15 protein-coding genes are annotated in these 16766 nt (G+C 59.5%); 13 read left to right on the top strand and 2 right to left on the bottom strand.

The window, feature by feature from the left end; genetic code table 11:
• The first annotated feature begins 123 nt into the window (after window positions 1-123).
• The gene (locus A8V01_RS10345) at window positions 124-846 is read left to right on the top strand and encodes an extensin-like domain-containing protein (protein ID WP_103095747.1); all 723 of its coding nucleotides are present in this window, start codon (window positions 124-126) and stop codon (window positions 844-846) included.
• 3 nt (window positions 847-849) lie between these two features.
• On the opposite strand, the gene A8V01_RS10340 is transcribed toward A8V01_RS10345, so the two are convergent.
• The gene (locus A8V01_RS10340) at window positions 850-1944 is read right to left on the bottom strand and encodes a CDP-alcohol phosphatidyltransferase family protein (RefSeq protein WP_103095746.1); all 1095 of its coding nucleotides are present in this window, start codon (window positions 1942-1944) and stop codon (window positions 850-852) included.
• Window positions 1945-2088: 144 nt separating this feature from the next.
• Here A8V01_RS10340 and A8V01_RS10335 point away from each other — a divergent pair, with 144 nt between their 5' ends.
• Window positions 2089-3024: a CDP-alcohol phosphatidyltransferase family protein gene (locus A8V01_RS10335; RefSeq protein WP_103095825.1), complete on the top strand. Its 936-nt coding sequence runs from the start codon at window positions 2089-2091 to the stop codon at window positions 3022-3024.
• Here A8V01_RS10335 and A8V01_RS10330 read toward each other — a convergent pair.
• Window positions 2916-4205 carry a glycosyltransferase family 4 protein gene (locus tag A8V01_RS10330; protein WP_146037232.1) on the bottom strand — a complete coding sequence of 430 codons (1290 nt, stop codon included), beginning with the start codon at window positions 4203-4205 and terminating at the stop codon, window positions 2916-2918. The genes A8V01_RS10335 and A8V01_RS10330 overlap by 109 nt on opposite strands.
• Window positions 4206-4557: 352 nt before the next feature.
• Between A8V01_RS10330 and A8V01_RS10325 the strand changes: the two genes are divergently transcribed.
• The 11 genes from A8V01_RS10325 to A8V01_RS10275 all read left to right on the top strand — a co-directional run bounded on the left by A8V01_RS10325 (window position 4558) and on the right by A8V01_RS10275 (window position 16745).
• Complete coding sequence (locus A8V01_RS10325) at window positions 4558-5658, top strand: inositol-3-phosphate synthase (protein ID WP_103095824.1); 1101 nt, start codon at window positions 4558-4560, stop codon at window positions 5656-5658.
• The gene (locus A8V01_RS10320; RefSeq protein WP_342747371.1) at window positions 5655-6503 is read left to right on the top strand and encodes a phosphocholine cytidylyltransferase family protein; all 849 of its coding nucleotides are present in this window, start codon (window positions 5655-5657) and stop codon (window positions 6501-6503) included. The genes A8V01_RS10325 and A8V01_RS10320 overlap by 4 nt, the downstream gene beginning before the upstream one ends.
• Window positions 6504-6671: 168 nt before the next feature.
• A complete protein-coding gene (locus A8V01_RS10315) occupies window positions 6672-7754 on the top strand; it encodes a glycosyltransferase family 4 protein (RefSeq protein ID WP_103095744.1) in 1083 nt (360 codons plus the stop codon).
• A 7-nt stretch (window positions 7755-7761) separates the two neighbouring features.
• The gene (locus A8V01_RS10310) at window positions 7762-8949 is read left to right on the top strand and encodes a KpsE/RkpR family capsule polysaccharide export protein (RefSeq protein ID WP_245892414.1); all 1188 of its coding nucleotides are present in this window, start codon (window positions 7762-7764) and stop codon (window positions 8947-8949) included.
• Window positions 8949-9752 carry an ABC transporter permease gene (locus A8V01_RS10305; protein ID WP_103095743.1) on the top strand — a complete coding sequence of 268 codons (804 nt, stop codon included), beginning with the start codon at window positions 8949-8951 and terminating at the stop codon, window positions 9750-9752. The genes A8V01_RS10310 and A8V01_RS10305 overlap by 1 nt, the downstream gene beginning before the upstream one ends.
• The gene (locus tag A8V01_RS10300) at window positions 9749-10447 is read left to right on the top strand and encodes an ABC transporter ATP-binding protein (protein WP_103095742.1); all 699 of its coding nucleotides are present in this window, start codon (window positions 9749-9751) and stop codon (window positions 10445-10447) included. The genes A8V01_RS10305 and A8V01_RS10300 overlap by 4 nt, the downstream gene beginning before the upstream one ends.
• On the top strand, window positions 10444-11313 hold the full coding sequence (locus tag A8V01_RS10295; protein ID WP_146037231.1) for an SAM-dependent methyltransferase: 870 nt from the start codon (window positions 10444-10446) through the stop codon (window positions 11311-11313). Before A8V01_RS10300 ends, A8V01_RS10295 begins: the two co-directional genes overlap by 4 nt.
• Complete coding sequence (locus A8V01_RS10290; RefSeq protein ID WP_211294996.1) at window positions 11310-12617, top strand: glycosyltransferase family 4 protein; 1308 nt, start codon at window positions 11310-11312, stop codon at window positions 12615-12617. Before A8V01_RS10295 ends, A8V01_RS10290 begins: the two co-directional genes overlap by 4 nt.
• 188 nt (window positions 12618-12805) lie before the next feature.
• A complete protein-coding gene (locus tag A8V01_RS10285) occupies window positions 12806-13822 on the top strand; it encodes a polysaccharide biosynthesis/export family protein (RefSeq protein ID WP_245892413.1) in 1017 nt (338 codons plus the stop codon).
• A 38-nt stretch (window positions 13823-13860) separates the two neighbouring features.
• Entirely contained in the window at window positions 13861-14511 is a 651-nt protein-coding gene (locus A8V01_RS10280) for a class I SAM-dependent methyltransferase (RefSeq protein WP_146037230.1), read from the top strand.
• An 8-nt stretch (window positions 14512-14519) separates the two neighbouring features.
• Entirely contained in the window at window positions 14520-16745 is a 2226-nt protein-coding gene (locus tag A8V01_RS10275; RefSeq protein WP_245892412.1) for a glycosyltransferase family 4 protein, read from the top strand.
• Window positions 16746-16766: the final 21 nt, after the last annotated feature.

Below are 16766 nucleotides of genomic sequence, written 5' to 3'. Positions count from 1 at the left end.
CCGCGCTCCCCTTTTTTTATGCCCGTTCCATCCACGAGCCATGCGCAGAATGTCCACGGCTTATCCACAGGCTTGCGAACATGCGCGCGGCAACGATGCGCCGTGGCAGGACTTGTGTGAGGCATGACGCTGTCCCTGTTCGACCGCATCGTCCTTGTCCTGCTGCTTGTGGGGACCGTGGCCCTGATGGGCAGGGCATGGCTGCACGACCATCCCGCGCACGATCCGTGGGCGCCGCTGTCTCTGGAGGATGGCGACGGCTGGGCAACCGGGCGCAAGCTTTCGGCGCTGCGTTCCGATCTGCAGACATGTCGTGCGTTTCTTGAACGGAGCGGCATTCCGGCTGCGATGCTTCCCGCGCAGGGAACGGGGCAATGTCGCCGTGACGACCGCAAGCCTCTATCCGCTCCCGCGCGGCTGGATGTGGCCCTGCGACCTGCCGGGGCGCAGGCGACCTGCGCGGTCGATGCTGGTCTGGCATGGTGGCTGCGCAACGGTGTGGAGCCTGCGGCCGGCGCGCTGCTGGATGCAAGCGTGGTGGGCATCGAGCATCTGGGTACGGTGAACTGCCGCAGGATCGGCGGTGGTGACACCGGATCATGGAGCGAGCATGCCACCGGCAATGCCATAGATATCGCCGCCTTCGTCCTGTCGGACGGGCGGCGGATCAGCGTAGCGCGCGACTGGCAGCGGCAGGATGCGCGCGGTACTTTCCTGCGCACGGTGAGAGACAGCGCCTGCCGCAGTTTCGGAACCGTGTTGTCACCGGATTACAACGCGGCGCATGCCGACCACCTGCATCTTGATCAGGCCCATCGCGTTGGAGGGTGGAGCGCCTGTCGCTAAGGCTTACTCGCCCGCCGCAATCGGTCGTCCCGGACGGGTGCGCACCAGAACGCTCAGCACGAAAACCAGCCACAGGGCAGCGCATACCGCGAAGCCTACAAGCGCGTGGTGGGCATAGCCTGCGACGATCAGCAGTGCTCCGGCAGCAGCGAAGAAATCGCGCATCGTCAGCCAGGTCAGCCATTGCATGAGGCGCGAAGGGCGGGCGTTGACCTGATGCTTCACGACGTCGAACGTGAAGTTGCCGCCAATGGCCCGCGATCTGCGGCCGATCAGGAACAGGCCGGTTGCCAGCATCGCAAGGCCAGCGGTTCCCGCAGAAGCGGCGTCAAGATTGCCCTGCATCGCCAGATTGGCGGTAAGACCTGCGATGAAGAACAGGTTGGTGGCGGCATCGATGACGCTGTCCAGCATCGCGCCGCGGGCAGACATGCGCCATGTGGCGCGCGCGATCTCACCGTCCACCCCATCGAAGATCGATGCGGCCTGAAACAGCAGCGCACCAAGGACAAGGCCGTTCTGTCCGCCCAGCAGCAGGGAAGCTATCATCGCCAGCCCAAGCAGCGCCGTGCCGATGGTTGCCTGATTGGGCGTGATCCCCGGAATTTTCAGTAAGCGCCGGCTTATGGCCTGCGAAACAGGGCGGTTGAGATGGCGCGAAACTATGCCGTCGCCGGGCTTTCCGGTTGCGGCGATCACGGTGCGGCCCGCCTGTTCCAGCCGCTCAAGGCTGTCTCGCTCGTGCTCGAAGGGAAGGGATGCTGAGCCGAGGTCGGGATGGATGGCTGCCGGATAAGGCGATGGCAGGCGTGGATTGCCACAGGCAAGGTCTTCGCCGCGCAGGAACACGGTGGCGCCATGCCCGGCAACGGTGGCAAGGCCCGTGGTACGCAGTGTGACGGATGGGGCCAGCCTTGCGCATTCGCTCTGGCAGTAAGCGCTGGGGGTCCATGCGTCGCTTGTGGTGATCACGCACTCCACGTCGGCGGAGGGGGCGTTGGCCGCCACTTCCCGCAGTGCCCTTGCCGCAGCGGGCACACCGGCGACAAGGTATTCGGCGGTTCGAGCCGATGTGAATGCGATCACATGCCGGGGCATCTACGCAACCTTCCGAATTTACGCGCGAATTTGAGGGGCGAATGACAGTCGCGTTCTTTGCGCCGTATGGGATGGCGTATAAGGGGCGGTGACCGGATGGCCAAGTCCTTCGACTCACGGTTCAGCAGACGGGCGCACATGTCGATGGATATTAATGCAGCCAAAGCGAAGGTGGGAAGCGGGCGAAGCGCCGTTCTGCCTGAACGCCCCCGCGAATTGCAGGATGCTTTGAACCGCAGGCTTTATCACCCGCTGGCGCGGCGGCTGGCGCTGCTGCTGTCGCATACGGCGGTAACGCCGAACATGGTTTCGGTTGCCGGGGCGTTTCTCGTGGTCGCGGCGGCAGTGGTCTATGTTCAGCCGTTCGCGCCGTTCGCGGCGCTGCTGGGTCTGCTGATTCACATGAGCTGGCATGTAGTGGACGGAGCCGACGGCGATCTTGCCCGGCTGACGGGCCGAAGCGGACCCAAGGGTGAAATCGTCGACGGCATTTGCGATTATGCAAGCCATGTGGTGCTGTACCTTGTCCTCGGCTTCCATCTGCAGCAGGCGATCGGTCCGGTGGCATGGGTGGCCACGCTGGGCGCAGGGTTCAGCCGGATTGTGCAGGCCAACCATTACGAGGCCCTGCGCAGGCAATATCAATGGTGGGCCTACGGCGTGCCATGGTTGCGCCAGTCGTCCGGATCGGGCGCGGAGCAAACGGGCGGGGCGCAAGTGTCCGGCGTTTTGAGCCGGGCCTACGTGGCCCTCGCCGGATGGCTTGTTCCCGATGCGGCCGCCATCGACAGCGCCTTGCAGGATCGGTCAGGGGAAGCGGCGGGCGGGGTCGGTTCGGGGCGGCGCGGCATGGAATCGGTGGTGCGGGGCATGGCGGGCGTCTTGCTTCCTCCTCGGCTGCTCGGAGCGAATTACCGCACGCTGATGCTGGGTGTGTCGATGCTGGCGGGTTCGCCGCTCTATTATTTCCTCTACGAAGCGGTGATGCTGAATGGCGTGCTGCTTGTGTCCATCGCACGTTCGAGGCGCGCTGTGGTGCGTTTAGGTGCCGTTGTGTCCCCGTTGAGTACACGTCGGTAAATGGCAAGATTGGCCGCCGCAAAGGCGCGCCAGGTCAGTTGCGCAGCGCGTTGCAGCCCCTTTTCACGCAGCCGCGCGGTTTCGGCGGGGGCCTCGATCACGGCTTTAAGTTGCGCTGCAATTTCTTGATAATCATAGGGATTTGCCAGTCTGGCAGAGCCGCCGACAACTTCCGGCATGGCCGAAATATCGCTGGTCACGACCGGGCATCCGCAGGCCATTGCCTCGGCCAGCGGATTTCCGAAGCCTTCGCAAAGCGAAGGATGCAGCAGCGCCAATGCCGCCGAATACAGCTCCACCAAAGCCTGTTCCGGCACGGTCGAAAGCAGGATGACGCGGCCATTCAATCCAAGACTATCAGCTATATTCAACAGCTTACGCGCACCATCTCCCATCCGCTGGACCATGACCAGATCGACATCGGACCTGTCACCAAACGCCAGCGCAAAGGCCCGCACCACCCCTTCATGATTCTTGTAAGGCGCATACTGCCCAACAGTCAGTACGAAGCGCCTCTTCGGGTTTATCCCCAGTGCCTTAAGCGTTTGCTCGGCTGGCGTAACTGGGTGAAAACGCGAGGAAACACCCGACAACGTCACTGTCGTGCGTGCTGCGGCCTGCGGCATGATAGCTGCAATGGCATCGGCGGTGGCCTTGCTCACCGTCGCGATGACGGCCGCGCTTCGCAGTGCACGGCCGATCCCGTGGCGATAGAAACCACGCTCAACGGCGCCCCGTAGCCCGGTACGGCACCATTGCGGATGCGTGAGCCACATCACATCGTGAACAGTCGTGACGCAAGGCATTCCCAAACCTGCGGGCATGATGTTGGATGGCGCATGGAAGAGATCGACGTCGTCCATTCGCACCACCTTTGACAGCCACCACATCGTTGCAGGTCCGTTGGCAGCCTGAGGTGCGGCTCTTTCTTCGACATTCGACGACGTGCTGAGCGGTCCCGAATGGGCGGGATTGCGCAATAGGAGAAATCGCAGGTCAGGTGCCATTGACGGCAGGTGATCGATCAGGCCACGCACGACTTCGCCGATGCCACTGGGGCGTGCCCCAAGATAGCGGCAGTCGATGCAAACAGTTGTCATTTGAGCCCCATTATCTCGATCGCATGGCGGCGGAGCATCCGCGATGCGGTGGCCGCAAATAATTTTCAAGGCTGCGATCAATCCGTTCCGTCTCTGCAGTAAGCATCGAGCGATGTTCGGTGCAAGTCATTACGAAAATATCATGAGATCGAATTCGCTTTGCAGGCGTTTGCGAGATGTGTCGCTATGTATTTATGCTTATTGAAAATCTGATTGTATCAATAAATATATATTTGATTTCATTAGTGCAGGAGTGAACCTTGCCTCGAATGATTGCATCGAAATTCGATCGACCCCTCGTGGGGGCGGCAGGGTAGGCTAATGATGTATTTCAGGCGTATTTTCTACTTGGATGCGCTTGATGGCGGCACTTTTGAGTAATTTCGAAGCAATCGCCGAAGATTCTGAATCAGTTTTTGGAGACGAAGTAGCAATGCCATCTATCAGGGTTGCGATCATCGGTCTGGGTAACTGCGCCAGTTCGCTGGTCCAGGGGGTCGCGCACTATGGCAGGACCGGGTCTGGTCGCGGACTTATCCATGAACGCATCGGAGGGTACGGCGCCGGAGATGTCGAATTCGTCCTGGGTGTCGACGTCGATGCGCGCAAGGTTGGTCTGGACATAGCGGAGGCAATCTTCGCCGCTCCGAACAACACGAAAGTATTCTGCGCGGATGTGCCGAGCACTGGCGCAAAAGTGATCAAGGGCGTGGTACTGGATGGGGTCGCCGACCACATGGTCACCGCCGGTGAGCGCGGATTCATCGTTTCGGAGGAACCGGAAGCAACCAAGGCCCAGATTGTTGACGCGCTTATTGCCACGCAGGCGGATATACTGGTCAACTTCCTTCCGGTTGGCTCCCAGAAGGCGACTGAATTCTACATGGAATGCGCTTTGGAAGCCGGCGTTGCAGTGGTGAACTGCATACCCGTATTCATCGCCAGCGATCCGATTTGGGAAGCGCGGTTCAGGGAAAAGCGCCTGCCTATCGTGGGTGACGATATCAAGGCGCAAGTGGGTGCCACGATCGTTCATCGTGCGCTGTCCAGCCTCTTCACGGTGCGCGGTGTAACGACCGAGCGAACGTACCAGTTGAACACGGGCGGCAACACAGACTTCATGAACATGCTCGACCGTCAGCGGCTGTCCAGCAAGAAGGAATCCAAGACAGAGGCCGTGCAGGCTGCGCTGGCTCAGCGGCTTGAAGATGAGAACATTCTTATCGGTCCCTCGGAATATGTGCCCTGGCAAAAAGACAACAAGATCTGCTTCCTGCGGATCGAAGGGTCGCAATGGGGTGATGTTCCGGTCAATCTGGAGCTTCGTCTTTCGGTAGAGGACAGTCCGAATGCGGCTGCATGCGTCATGGATGCGATCCGCTGCGCCAAGGTGGCGCTGGAGCGTGGCGAATGCGGTGCGCTCACAGCGCCATCGGCCTACTTCTGCAAGCATCCGCCCAAGCAGTTCCCGGACGAAACCGCGATGCGGATGCTTGATAGCTATCTGGCGGATGCCTTGCGGGTTGCCGGGTGACAAACCCGGTGTCCGCCGGGGGGACGCCTTCCGCTGCCAGAGCACCGCACGAGGCGCTGATCCTTGCTGCGGGTTATGGAAGCAGGTTGCGTTCGCTCGGCACGTCCAAGCCGTTGACGTCGATTGCAGGTATTACGTTGCTGGAACTCGGTATTCGGCAGGCCATCGCGGCCGGTGTGGAGCGGGTTGTGGTCGTAACCGGCCATGAGGCCGAGCAGGTAGAGGCCGTGCTGCCCGCTCTGGCGCAAAAGTGCAGCGTAACAGTGGAGGCGCGGCGGGTGGCGGACTGGTCCAGGCCGAACGGCTGGTCAGTCCTGGCAGGGGCCGAGGCAATAGAAGCGGACTATCTTTTAATGATGGCTGACCACATCTTTTCCCGCCCAATCCTGACGGAGTTGGTCCGGCAGGGAGGGGCGTCTCGCGGTGTGACGCTGGCTATCGACCGGCGCGTAGACAGTCCGTTGGTGGATCCCGATGATGCGACATGGGTTCGCACTTCGCGGTCGGGGCGCATCCGTGCCATCGGGAAGTCCTTGACCGATTTCGACGCGGTCGACTGCGGCGCATTTTTGGCTACTCGTGAACTGGCGGCTGCAATTTCCGAAGCGATCTCTTCAGGGCTTCCGGGCACGTTGTCAGACGGCATGCAGTGGCTCGCTGATAGAGGCCGTGCACAAACCATGGATATCGGTGATGCCTGGTGGATCGATGTCGACGATGCCCAAATGCATAGGCTGGCAGAGGCTATGGTCGAGACGGAATTGCCCGAAGTCTATCGGCCCGTGCATGGGCGCGCAGGCTTCCGTGACCTGCTGGTCGGCGCCCCTGCATCGCAGTTCATGTAAGGCTGGCACGTGAGCGAGTCCGCCATCCTGCTTGATGTTACGCGTCTTGTTGCTCGCAGTTGGACGCGCCGCTTGCCGACGGGGATCGATCGGGTTTGCTATGCATACTTGCGCCGTTTTGCGGCGCGAGCATACGCAGTAATCCAACATAGGGGGATTGTCCGGGTTTTGGACCGACGCAACTCAGATGCGCTCTTCCAGCTTCTGGGTGACGAGGGCGAAGGTTCTCGCGGCAGACTGGCTTTTCTTGCGTTACGCAGCCTTCTGAAACCGGGGCTGCCCAGGCTTTGTCATGGCGGCATCTATCTGAATGTCGGCCACACGGATTTCGATCTGAAAAGTCATGCCAAGTGGGTCCGTGGTGCAGATCTGCGGCCGGTCTACATGGTCCATGACCTGATCCCCATAACCCACGCTCATCATTGCCGTGAGCACGCGGTTCGTCGGCACACAGGGCGCGTCATCGGCGCGTTGCGCAATGCGTGCGGAGTTATTGTTAGCACCGGCGCGGTTGCCGACGATCTCGAAGCGTTTGCACAAAAAAATGCGTTGCCGGTGCCGCCCATGGTCGTCGCCTCCCTGGCGGGCGAACGAATGTACCCGAAGCCGCGTGCCAGCACCGAAGGCAGGCCTTACTTTCTTTGCGTAGGCACTATCGAAAGTCGCAAAAATCATGCGCTTTTGGTGAACATCTGGCGGCGGCTGATTGAGCGGAATGGGGCGCAAAGCCCACGACTGCTGATCGTGGGGCAGTGGGGCGTCGGCTCGCAGCGCCTGCGAGACATGCTGATTTCGAGCCCGCAGTTACATGGCCACGTCACCGTGCTCGACCGGTGTGGCGATGAAGAGATGGGAAGGCTTGTAAAGGGTGCGAGAGCCTTGCTCATGCCGACGCTGTGTGAAGGTTTCGGTTTGCCGATGGTTGAAGCGATACAGCTTGGCACGCCGGTAATTGCAACCGATCTGCCGTGTTTTCGGGAAATCGGGCAGGGCATTCCAACCCTCCTTCCGCCATCCGACGAGGCCGCATGGGAGGCCCTGATCGAGCATTTCGGCCCTGAGCATCCGGAACACATCCGTCAGCTTGATCGCGCAAGGCAATTTCGGCCGACCTCGTGGAACGACCATTTCTTCAAGATCGAAGACTGGCTGCCGACATTGAGCGAACGCAAGCATCCTCTGCCTGAGCGTGCAAACCACTCCGATAGGCTGCCGATGTCCGCGAACCTTCCATTCCTGAGCATTGAGTAGCCCATCGATGGATCATCCCAACTTTCGCGGTGCCATCGAAAGCGCTGCCTTGCCTGACGGCATCGACACTTCCGAGTCTTCCAGAACCATGACATCCACCGTGCTTGCTCGCCTGAAGGCGCTGGGTCCGATCTTCATCCTTGCAGTCGTGATCCCAACGCTGGCAGCAATTCTGTACTTCGGCGTCTTTGCGAGCGACGTCTACGTGTCAGAATCGCGCTTCGTCGTGCGCAGCCCGAGCAAGAGCAACATCTCACCGCTGGGGTTGGTGCTAAGCGGTGGTGGCCTGTCGGCAGGCACCGAGGAAAGCAACGCGGTTCTGGAATATCTGGAATCGCACCGCGCGTTGCAGGATGCCGATAACGACAGGCTTCTCACCCGCGCGTATACGGCAGGCTCGATCTTCTGGCTGGATCGCTTCGGCAGCTTTGGCCGCAGTAGCCGTGAGCATTTCTATGACTACTACCTCAACAGGGTAGCGATCGAGAATGAGACGACGACGCAGGTGATGCGCCTGACCGTGCGCGCCTATAGCGCAAAGCAGGCCCACGATATCAACGAACGGCTGCTCGAACGCTCCGAAGCGCTTGTGAACCGGCTGTCGGAACGAGCCCGCACGGATTCCGTGACCATCGCGGAACGAGAGGTGCGCGGGGCGCAGGCACGGGCAAGGCAGGCCGCAGTGGACCTTGCCAATTATCGCAATCGTGCGGGGGTGATCGATCCGGAGAAAGAGGCAACAGTGCGCCTCCAGATGATCTCCAAGTTGCAGGATCAGCTGATTTCCACCAGAACCCAGTTGCAGCAGATGGAAGCCTATACGCCGCTGGCATCGCAGATTCCGTACCTGCGAACCCAGCTTCGCGAGCTTCAGAAGGAAATCGACAGCCAGACGTCGGGTGTGGCCGGCGGGGCCCGATCCTTGTCTGCCGCAACGGCGCGTTTTCAGGAACTGGAACTCGACGCGCAGCTTGCCGGCAAACAGCTTGCAACCGCGCTGGCATCGCTTGAAGATGCGCGCGGAGAAGCCCGGCGCAAGCGCGCATACATTGAGCGTATCGCGGCCCCCAACCTGCCGGACTACGCGATCGAACCGCGTCGTATCGGTGGTATTCTGGCGACGCTGATCCTTGGCCTGCTGGCTTGGGGTGTGCTTTCGACGCTGCTCGTAGGCATCCGCGAGCATCGCGACTGATGGCCAGCACCTTCCAGAAGCAGCCCTCGCTTTACAGCAGTTTCAGGGTTCAGTGCCGCGTTCTGGGCGCGTTGCTCGTCCGGGAGATGCTGACACGATACGGGCGGCATAACATCGGCTTCCTGTGGCTGTTTGTGGAGCCGATGATATTCACACTGGGCGTGACTGCGCTGTGGACCGCGACGAAATCGGTCCACGGCAGCGACCTGCCGATCGTTGCTTTCGCGCTTACGGGTTATTCCAGCGTCCTGCTGTGGCGCAACATGCCCGGTCGTTGCATCGGTGCGCTTTGGAGCAACCTGTCGCTGATGTATCACCGGAACATCAAAGTACTCGATATATACCTTGCACGCCTTATTCTGGAGTTCGGCGGAGCAACGATATCGTTCGCCACGCTCAGCCTGTTGTTCATCAGTATTGGCTGGCTCGAACCGCCGCAGGATATCATGAAAGTGGTTGCCGGCTGGCTGGTGATCGCATGGTTCGGTTCGGCGCTGGCGATTGCTCTGGGGGCATTGTCGCACGAGAGTGAACTGGTTGATAAGCTGTGGCATCCGGCTTCGTACCTGATCTTTCCGCTGTCGGGATCGGCCTTCATGGTCGATGCGCTGCCAAAGGCAGCGCAGGACATCGTCCTCTACATTCCGATGGTCCACGGGGTTGAGATGGTTCGCGAAGGCTACTTCGGCAATCGCGCGCACGCCCATTACGATCTGGGCTACGTCATTCCCTTCAGCCTTGTGCTGAGTTTCGTCGCCTTGATGATCGTGCGCTGGGTTGCGGCGAGGGTGGTGCCGGAATGATCCGACTTACCGATGTCCGCAAGGTCTATCACACGCGATTTGGCAGCAATCTGGTGCTCGATGGCGTGGGTTTTGAACTGCACATGGGAGAGCGACTGGGCGTGCTTGGCCGGAATGGTGCCGGAAAGTCAACGATGGTTCGCCTGATCAGCGGAGCGGAACGGCCGACTTCAGGGCGGATAGAACGCACTATGTCGGTTTCCTGGCCGCTCGCCTTTGGTGGCGCATTTCAATATATGCTGACCGGCGTGGACAATGTGCGCTTCATTAGCCGCGTCTACGATCAGGACTTCCATCGCAATCTGGCCTTCGTCGAGGATTTTTCGGAACTGGGCGCCTATCTGCGCGAACCGGTGCGAACCTACTCGTCGGGTATGCGCGCCCGTCTCGCTTTTGCGATTTCGATGATCATCGAATTCGACTGCTTCCTGATCGACGAAGTCGGCGCGGTGGGGGACGAACGATTCCACGCGCGATGCAATCATGAATTGTTCGGAAAGCGGGGCGACAGGGCGATGGTCATCATCTCCCACGACGCAGCCTACATCCGCGACAACTGCAACCGCTTCGCTGTCCTGCATGGTGGCAAGCTTGTTCTCTACGATGATTTTGAAATCGCCTACGCCGATTTCAAAGAGCTGATCGGGTGGAAACCTCCGCCGGGTTGGCCGAATGTCGAGGTTCCGACAGCGTGATCCATACCCTTTTACGACATTTTCGCTCTGCGCAGATTGGTCGGGGACAGCCCAGCCTTCAGGCCCCCATTTCGCAAGCCTGTACGCAGGCGCAGTTCGAGGATCCGGCCTATGCCTACTGGTGTGAGCAGATCGGAGAAGTTCCCCGTACTCACCGCAAGCAGTGGGAATTCTGTTATATCCTGCAGGTTCTTGCGCGCTACGGAATGCTGGCACCGGGACTTCGTGGCCTGGGCTTCGGTGTTGGGAGTGAGCCGCTTGCTGCGCTCTTTGCGGCGCGCGGAGTTTCAGTTCTGGGTACTGACCTGGAGCCTGACCGCGCCATGGACGAGGGGTGGGTGGATACGGCGCAGCATGCCGCGGGCAAGGAGGCCCTCAACCAACGCGGGCTATGCCCTCCCGATGTGTTCGATCGACTGGTCGATTTCCGTTTCATGGACATGAACGCGATCGATCCGATGCTGGACGGACAGTTCGACTTCTGCTGGTCGGCTTGTGCCTTCGAGCACCTTGGTTCAATCGCGGCGGGCCTGACTTTCGTGGAACGTTCCGTCGATACGCTCAAGCCCGGCGGGCTTGCCGTTCATACGACCGAGTTCAACTGCTCGTCCAATCGCGACACCCTCGACAATGCATCCACCGTGCTGTTCCGCAAGCGCGATTTCGTGGAACTGGGGCAAAGGTTGAAGGCGCGCGGGTGCGAAGTGCTGTTCAATTTCGAACTGGGCGACCTGCCTTTGGACAAGCACGTGGATCTGCCGCCGTATGCCTTGGACAACCACCTTAAGCTCCGCATCGAGCAATGGACGACAACCTCGTTCGGCATTGTGGTGCGCAAGGCAGGCAGCGCGGGATATCCAAGATGACCCGTATATTGATCGATGGATACAATCTCGGGCTGGAAAAGGGCACAGGGGTAGCAACTTATGCCCGCAACCTCAGTCTTGAGATCGGTAATCTGGGCCATGAGGTGTCGGTCCTCTATGGCAACGGATCAAGTTCTTCGCGCGACAAGCTGCTGCGCGAGATATCGTTTTTCGACACTTATCAGGATGAGGGAAAGGGCCTGGTCGACAAGCTCCAACGCATTGCATCCGGCGCCAGGGGGCCAAGGCGGCACAAGGCCGTCGACATCCCGATGTCCGGGAAAGTCGTGACGAGTGCCTTCGTGTCTAAACTTCCACACTACGACAGCATATGGAACGCGCCCGACCTGTTTCGGCGCTCTCAAAGTGCTTTTCATGCGTGGGGTGGCTTGTCGAGCGTCGACCTGCCGCAGCAACCGGACCTTGCCCACTGGACGTATCCGTTGGCGCTGAAAGTTCCCCGCCGGCCGAACATCTACACCCTTCATGATATCGTTCCGCTGCGCCTTCCATACACGACGCTGGACAACAAGCGGGCCTATCTCAAGCTGATTCGCAAGCTTGATCGCACTGCAGACCACTTCGTCACGGTGTCCGAATGTTCGAAGCGTGATCTGGTCGAAATTGCCGGTATCGCGCCTGAACGGATCACGAACACCTATCAGTCCGTCAGCATCCCGGATCATCTGAAAGACAAGCCGGAAGAGCAGGTCGCGCGCGAGGTCGAAGGCTTCGCCGAGGTGGGCTACAAGGACTATGTGCTGTTCTGGGGCTCTATCGAGCCGAAGAAGAACATCGGCCGCATGATCGAGGCCTATCTCGCCAGCAAGGCCGACATACCCCTGGTGATTGTCGGAGCGCAGGCCTGGAAATCAAAGAAAGAGCTTCAACTCCTCAACGAAGGGACGTCCGGCGTTCTGGATGCAAAGGGGCAGGGCGGACGCAAAGGCATCATTCGCTTGCCGTACGCCCCGTTCAGCGTGCTGGTCAGCCTCATTCGCGGAGCCCGCGCAGCGATCTTTCCCTCGCTGTATGAAGGTTTCGGGCTTCCGGCGCTGGAGGCCATGCTGCTGGGCACGCCGGTACTTTGTTCCAATACCGCATCTCTGCCCGAAGTCGCCGGGGAGGCGGCCTTGATGGTTGACCCTTACGATAGCGATGCAATCGCCGCCGGCATGCGCAGAATTCTTGCCGATGCGGATTTGCGCAAAGAGTTGTCCTTGCGAGGACAGGTTCAGGCGCAACGCTTTTCCCCGGCCGCGTACCGTGCGCGATTGGCCGATGTTTACCAGAGGTTCCTCTAATGCTTGCGTATCTTCCTTGTCCAGCGGACGGCGCACAGGGTCGCCGGGGCACGAATGTGTTCAGTGCGAGTATGGCGATCGCGGCGTTGGCCATGCTTGGCGCCTGCTCTTCGCTGGGAAGTTCCGGCCCATCGGCAGGATCTGTTACGCGTAGCGAGGGGGAGGGTTATAGCGGTCAGGATATCCGAGTGGTCCAGCTTGACGATGCTGCGGTGCGTCGCACCACGCGCGTTGCGCAGGCCACGCGCTTTGCAGATGTCTTTGGAAAAGGCTCTCCGGTCGGCACCGTGATAGGCAGCGGAGACGCGTTGGACATCGCCGTTTGGGAAGCGCCCCCTGCCGTATTGTTCGGCGCAACCAATCTTGGCTCCAGTTCCACCGTCACGCAAAGCGCTGCCATCCCTCAGCAAGTCGTGGGCGAAGAAGGCACCGTATCGATACCTTTCGTCGGACAACTGCCGGTAATAGGACTTACCCCTCAACAGGTTGAGCGGGCGATAGTCTCACGGCTCAAGGGGCGTGCGCATGATCCGCAAGCTGTCGTGCGCCTCGTTCAGAATGAAGCGCGTACCGCAACGGTCATGGGAGAGGTCGGAGCTTCGCGTCGGATACCGCTTACTGCTCGGGGTGAGCGATTGCTTGATGCGCTGGCTTCCGCGGGGGGCGCGCGTCAGCCGGTGGGTAAGGTAACAATCCAGTTGTCGCGCGGAATGCGCACGACTGCGATGCCTTTGGAAGCCGTGATCCGCGATCCTTCGCAGAACATCATTCTGCAACCCGACGATGTCCTGACGGTGATGTTTCAGCCGTACAGCTTTATCGCGCTTGGCGCGGTGGGGCAGAACGCCGAAGTTCCCTTTGAGGGCGGCGGGTTGAGCCTGGCACAGGCGCTCGGTCGTATCGGGGGGCTGCGCGACGAACGGGCAAATGTGCGGGGGGTATTCGTCTTTCGTCTCGAGGCGCCCGATGCGCTCGATTCCACAAGCATCGCGGATGCCAGGCGCACCGCTGATGACCGTATTCCGGTAATCTACCGACTAGACATGTCCGATGCTTCCAGCTTGTTTCTGGCGCAGGACTTCGTCGTCCATGATCGCGATGTGATCTATGTCTCAAATGCTCCCGGAGCAGATCTTCAGAAATTTATAAATAGTGTGTCAAGTGCGGCATTCTCCATCATCGCCGTTGGAAATTCTGTAAAATAGCCAGTTTGATTTCATGCGATATTGAAGGGGTGATGAATATGTCTGGTGCCGAGGGAATGAGTAATTCTGCTGAAGGAACGCGCCACCTCTACACTGAAGCCTATTTTCAGGGTGACCGGGAAACCAGCAACTATAGCGGGTATGCAGAGGCTTCCCTTGGCCCGACTACGATGCTTGCTGAGACACTGTTCCGTTTTTTCCGGCCGCTTGATTGCCTCGATGTCGGCTGTGCTGTTGGTCACGGCGTTAAACGACTGGCTGAACTGGGCGTCGATGCGCATGGTGTCGACATCTCTGACTGGGCAGTTCGTTATGCTGAAACGCCTCGCGTGGTGCAGGCCGATTTCTCTCAGCAACTTTTGCGCAAGCAATATGACCTTGTTGTCAGTTACGACGTTGTCGAACATGTCCTGCCGGAGCGTCTGCCCTTCGCGATCAACAATTTGTGGCAGGCCACCCGCCGCGACCTTCTGATTGTGCCCGCGACTTACGAAAATGGGGAGACCTTCGACCCCAATGAACCCACGCACCTGACTTTCCAGCCCTTTTCGTGGTGGGTGGATTTGGTCGTGGCGCTTACGGGTGCACGATTTGACGAGGCGGCATCGGAACGGTTCGCAGCGGAAGAGCATTCCAAACTGTTCGGCTATGATCATCGTGTGATGATTTTTACGCGGCTTGGAGCCTGACGTTAGTCATGGTGGGGCGGCGCATTGCAATAGTTGTCCAAGGTCTTGTCGAAAAAAGCGATTCTATCGGGTACGATGCAGTATTCGAATGGGGTCTCCTTTCCGAGATGTTTGGACGCGACCAGGTCGACATATTCTGTGAGAGGTTTGATGCAAATCTTCACGCGGATGTGCCTGTGCAGCCGATGGGTAATTTCTGGGTCTATGTGGACCAGAACCCATCAGCGACAATCCTGTATCATTATTGCGATGGATGGCCCGCTTTCGACGAATACATCATGAATGCGGGCCGGGAAGTCGTAGTCCGCTGGCACAATAATACCCCGCCGTGGTTCTATGGCGCCAGCCATCGCCGCTCGGTCGAGCGAACGGTTCGTGGGTTTCGCACGATCGTCAATTTTGCGGGAAATACCCACCTGCGTTTCTGGGTGAATTCGAATTTTACGCTCGACCAGCTGCGCGCAGTCGGAGGGCGGGCTGACACAGGGGCTGTCATCTTCCCCGGCAGCAAATTCCTTGAATCTGAAAGAGATACTGTGCCGGTGCTGCAAAGCGATGCGCTTGCCGGCGAGGGTAAGGTGCGCCCCCTGCGGTTGCTGTTCGTCAGTCGCGTGGTTGCCCACAAGGGGCATGCCCATGTAATCGAGCTTGCAGGCTATCTGAAGACGGCACTGCGTCGCGATCTCATAGTTTCGTTCCTGGGGCGGGATGACCCGTCATCGGGTCTGAAAGGCCGGCTGCAACGGATGGCCGGCGATCTCGGTGTGGAAGTTCGGTTCGAGGGGGAAGTCAGTAACGAGGAACTTCACACAGCCTACCTTGCCGCTGATCTCTTCATCTGCCTGTCCGAGCATGAAGGTTTCGGGATGCCGGTGTTCGAGGCGATGAGACTTGGTGTGCCGGTGATCTGCCTCAGGCGCACGGCTCTGAGCGAACTTATGCAGGTGCACCCATTCGCACTTGATGAACTCGACTATGTGCGGGCGGCCGCGATGGTCCGGCTGATTGACGACGAAGCTGTCAGAGCGCGCGTGCTGTCGATACAGGCGAGCATACTCAGGACTTATACGCGGCAGGTGATCATGGATCAGCTTGCGGCGGCGCTTGACGGTGCGCGCGGGCACTGGACCGGGAATGCTGCGTGCCCGGATGCCAACGCCCTTGAGGATGCAGAGATCGTGCGATCTCGTGTCAATGACGAGGTGAGACATGGGTATTGGCCTGAGCCCGGTTTTGAACAGATCCCTCGGGAATTCGGCGAAAACTATGTAACGCTCTACGATGTTGAATCCTATGAGGCGATGCTGACTTCGGATCATGGGCTGGCCGGTCTGCCGGATCAAAAGTCTCGGGATGATTTCGTGTCGATATCGCACCGGGAGTTCATGTCGCCAAATGGCAAGCGCTTGGAGGAGGGTATTACGTTTGCAGCGCAGCAAGCGCCGGGACGTATCCATCTGATTTATGGGCCATATGCCCGTTTTCCCAGAGGCTTCTTCTCGGTCGATTTTGAAATTGAAGCCGAGCAATCCGGTGATCCCGGTGTGGTCTTGGAACTGGAGGCCGCTGCCGAGGGTGAAGAGCCTGTAGCAAGCCGCGCGGTCACTGTAGTCCAGATTCGGAGCGAAGGAGGGTTGCGCCTTTTATTTCCCGTTGGCCTTGAGCATACGATCATGGAATTCCGGATCGGTTTGAAAGTCAGCGGGAACTGCAACTTCCTGTTCCGTGGCGTTACGATCAGAAATCAAAGGCAAAGCCTTGCCATGTTGCCCGACACGCCGCCGCCGCAGCCTCGCCGCCGGCTATCGTGGCCTAAGCGCGTATCGAGGGTGGTCGATACCAAGGTCTTGTCCCCGGTGGCTATGAAGCATTTTCGTAAGGGTGACAGTTTTCGCGATAGGGCGTGGTGGAACGATGCTGCCAGCGCTTACGAAGCAGGACTTTGTGTCGAGCCAAACGCGTTCGCTTACCTCGTACAGCTTGGAAACTGTTCCAAGGAAGCCGGCTGTCTGGAGCGAAGCGAGGCTGCTTTCCTCAAGGCGCTTGCCCTGCGCCCGGATGACAGGGATGCGAACCTTCAGATCGGCCGCTTGTATGTCCTTAAAGGAGATCGCGGCGCGGCGCACACTCACTTCCTGAAGGCGATCGGGCTTGAGCGAGCCGCTGCTGAAGCTATGCGTGAACTAGGCAAGACCGGCTTTGCGCTTGAAGCACTGCCTGACTTGTTTGGGTGACCGGAGAGCACAAGCGGTAAC

The sequence above is a fragment of the Novosphingobium guangzhouense genome, assembly GCF_002896965.1.
GTDB lineage: Bacteria > Pseudomonadota > Alphaproteobacteria > Sphingomonadales > Sphingomonadaceae > Novosphingobium > Novosphingobium guangzhouense.
Note: the sequence above shows the minus strand (reverse complement) of the source record. Positions and strands in the feature narration are given on the sequence as shown.

What these genes read in the sequence shown, in the direction of transcription:
- A8V01_RS10280 (WP_146037230.1), top strand. Translation starts at nt 13,861, where the DNA reads ATGTCTGGTGCCGAGGGAATGAGTAATTCTGCTGAAGGAACGCGCCAC.
- A8V01_RS10310 (WP_245892414.1), top strand. Translation starts at nt 7,762, where the DNA reads ATGGATCATCCCAACTTTCGCGGTGCCATCGAAAGCGCTGCCTTGCCT.
- A8V01_RS10340 (WP_103095746.1), bottom strand. Translation starts at nt 1,944, where the DNA reads ATGCCCCGGCATGTGATCGCATTCACATCGGCTCGAACCGCCGAATAC.
- A8V01_RS10275 (WP_245892412.1), top strand. Translation starts at nt 14,520, where the DNA reads ATGGTGGGGCGGCGCATTGCAATAGTTGTCCAAGGTCTTGTCGAAAAA.
- A8V01_RS10345 (WP_103095747.1), top strand. Translation starts at nt 124, where the DNA reads ATGACGCTGTCCCTGTTCGACCGCATCGTCCTTGTCCTGCTGCTTGTG.
- A8V01_RS10305 (WP_103095743.1), top strand. Translation starts at nt 8,949, where the DNA reads ATGGCCAGCACCTTCCAGAAGCAGCCCTCGCTTTACAGCAGTTTCAGG.
- A8V01_RS10335 (WP_103095825.1), top strand. Translation starts at nt 2,089, where the DNA reads ATGGATATTAATGCAGCCAAAGCGAAGGTGGGAAGCGGGCGAAGCGCC.
- A8V01_RS10325 (WP_103095824.1), top strand. Translation starts at nt 4,558, where the DNA reads ATGCCATCTATCAGGGTTGCGATCATCGGTCTGGGTAACTGCGCCAGT.
- A8V01_RS10290 (WP_211294996.1), top strand. Translation starts at nt 11,310, where the DNA reads ATGACCCGTATATTGATCGATGGATACAATCTCGGGCTGGAAAAGGGC.
- A8V01_RS10300 (WP_103095742.1), top strand. Translation starts at nt 9,749, where the DNA reads ATGATCCGACTTACCGATGTCCGCAAGGTCTATCACACGCGATTTGGC.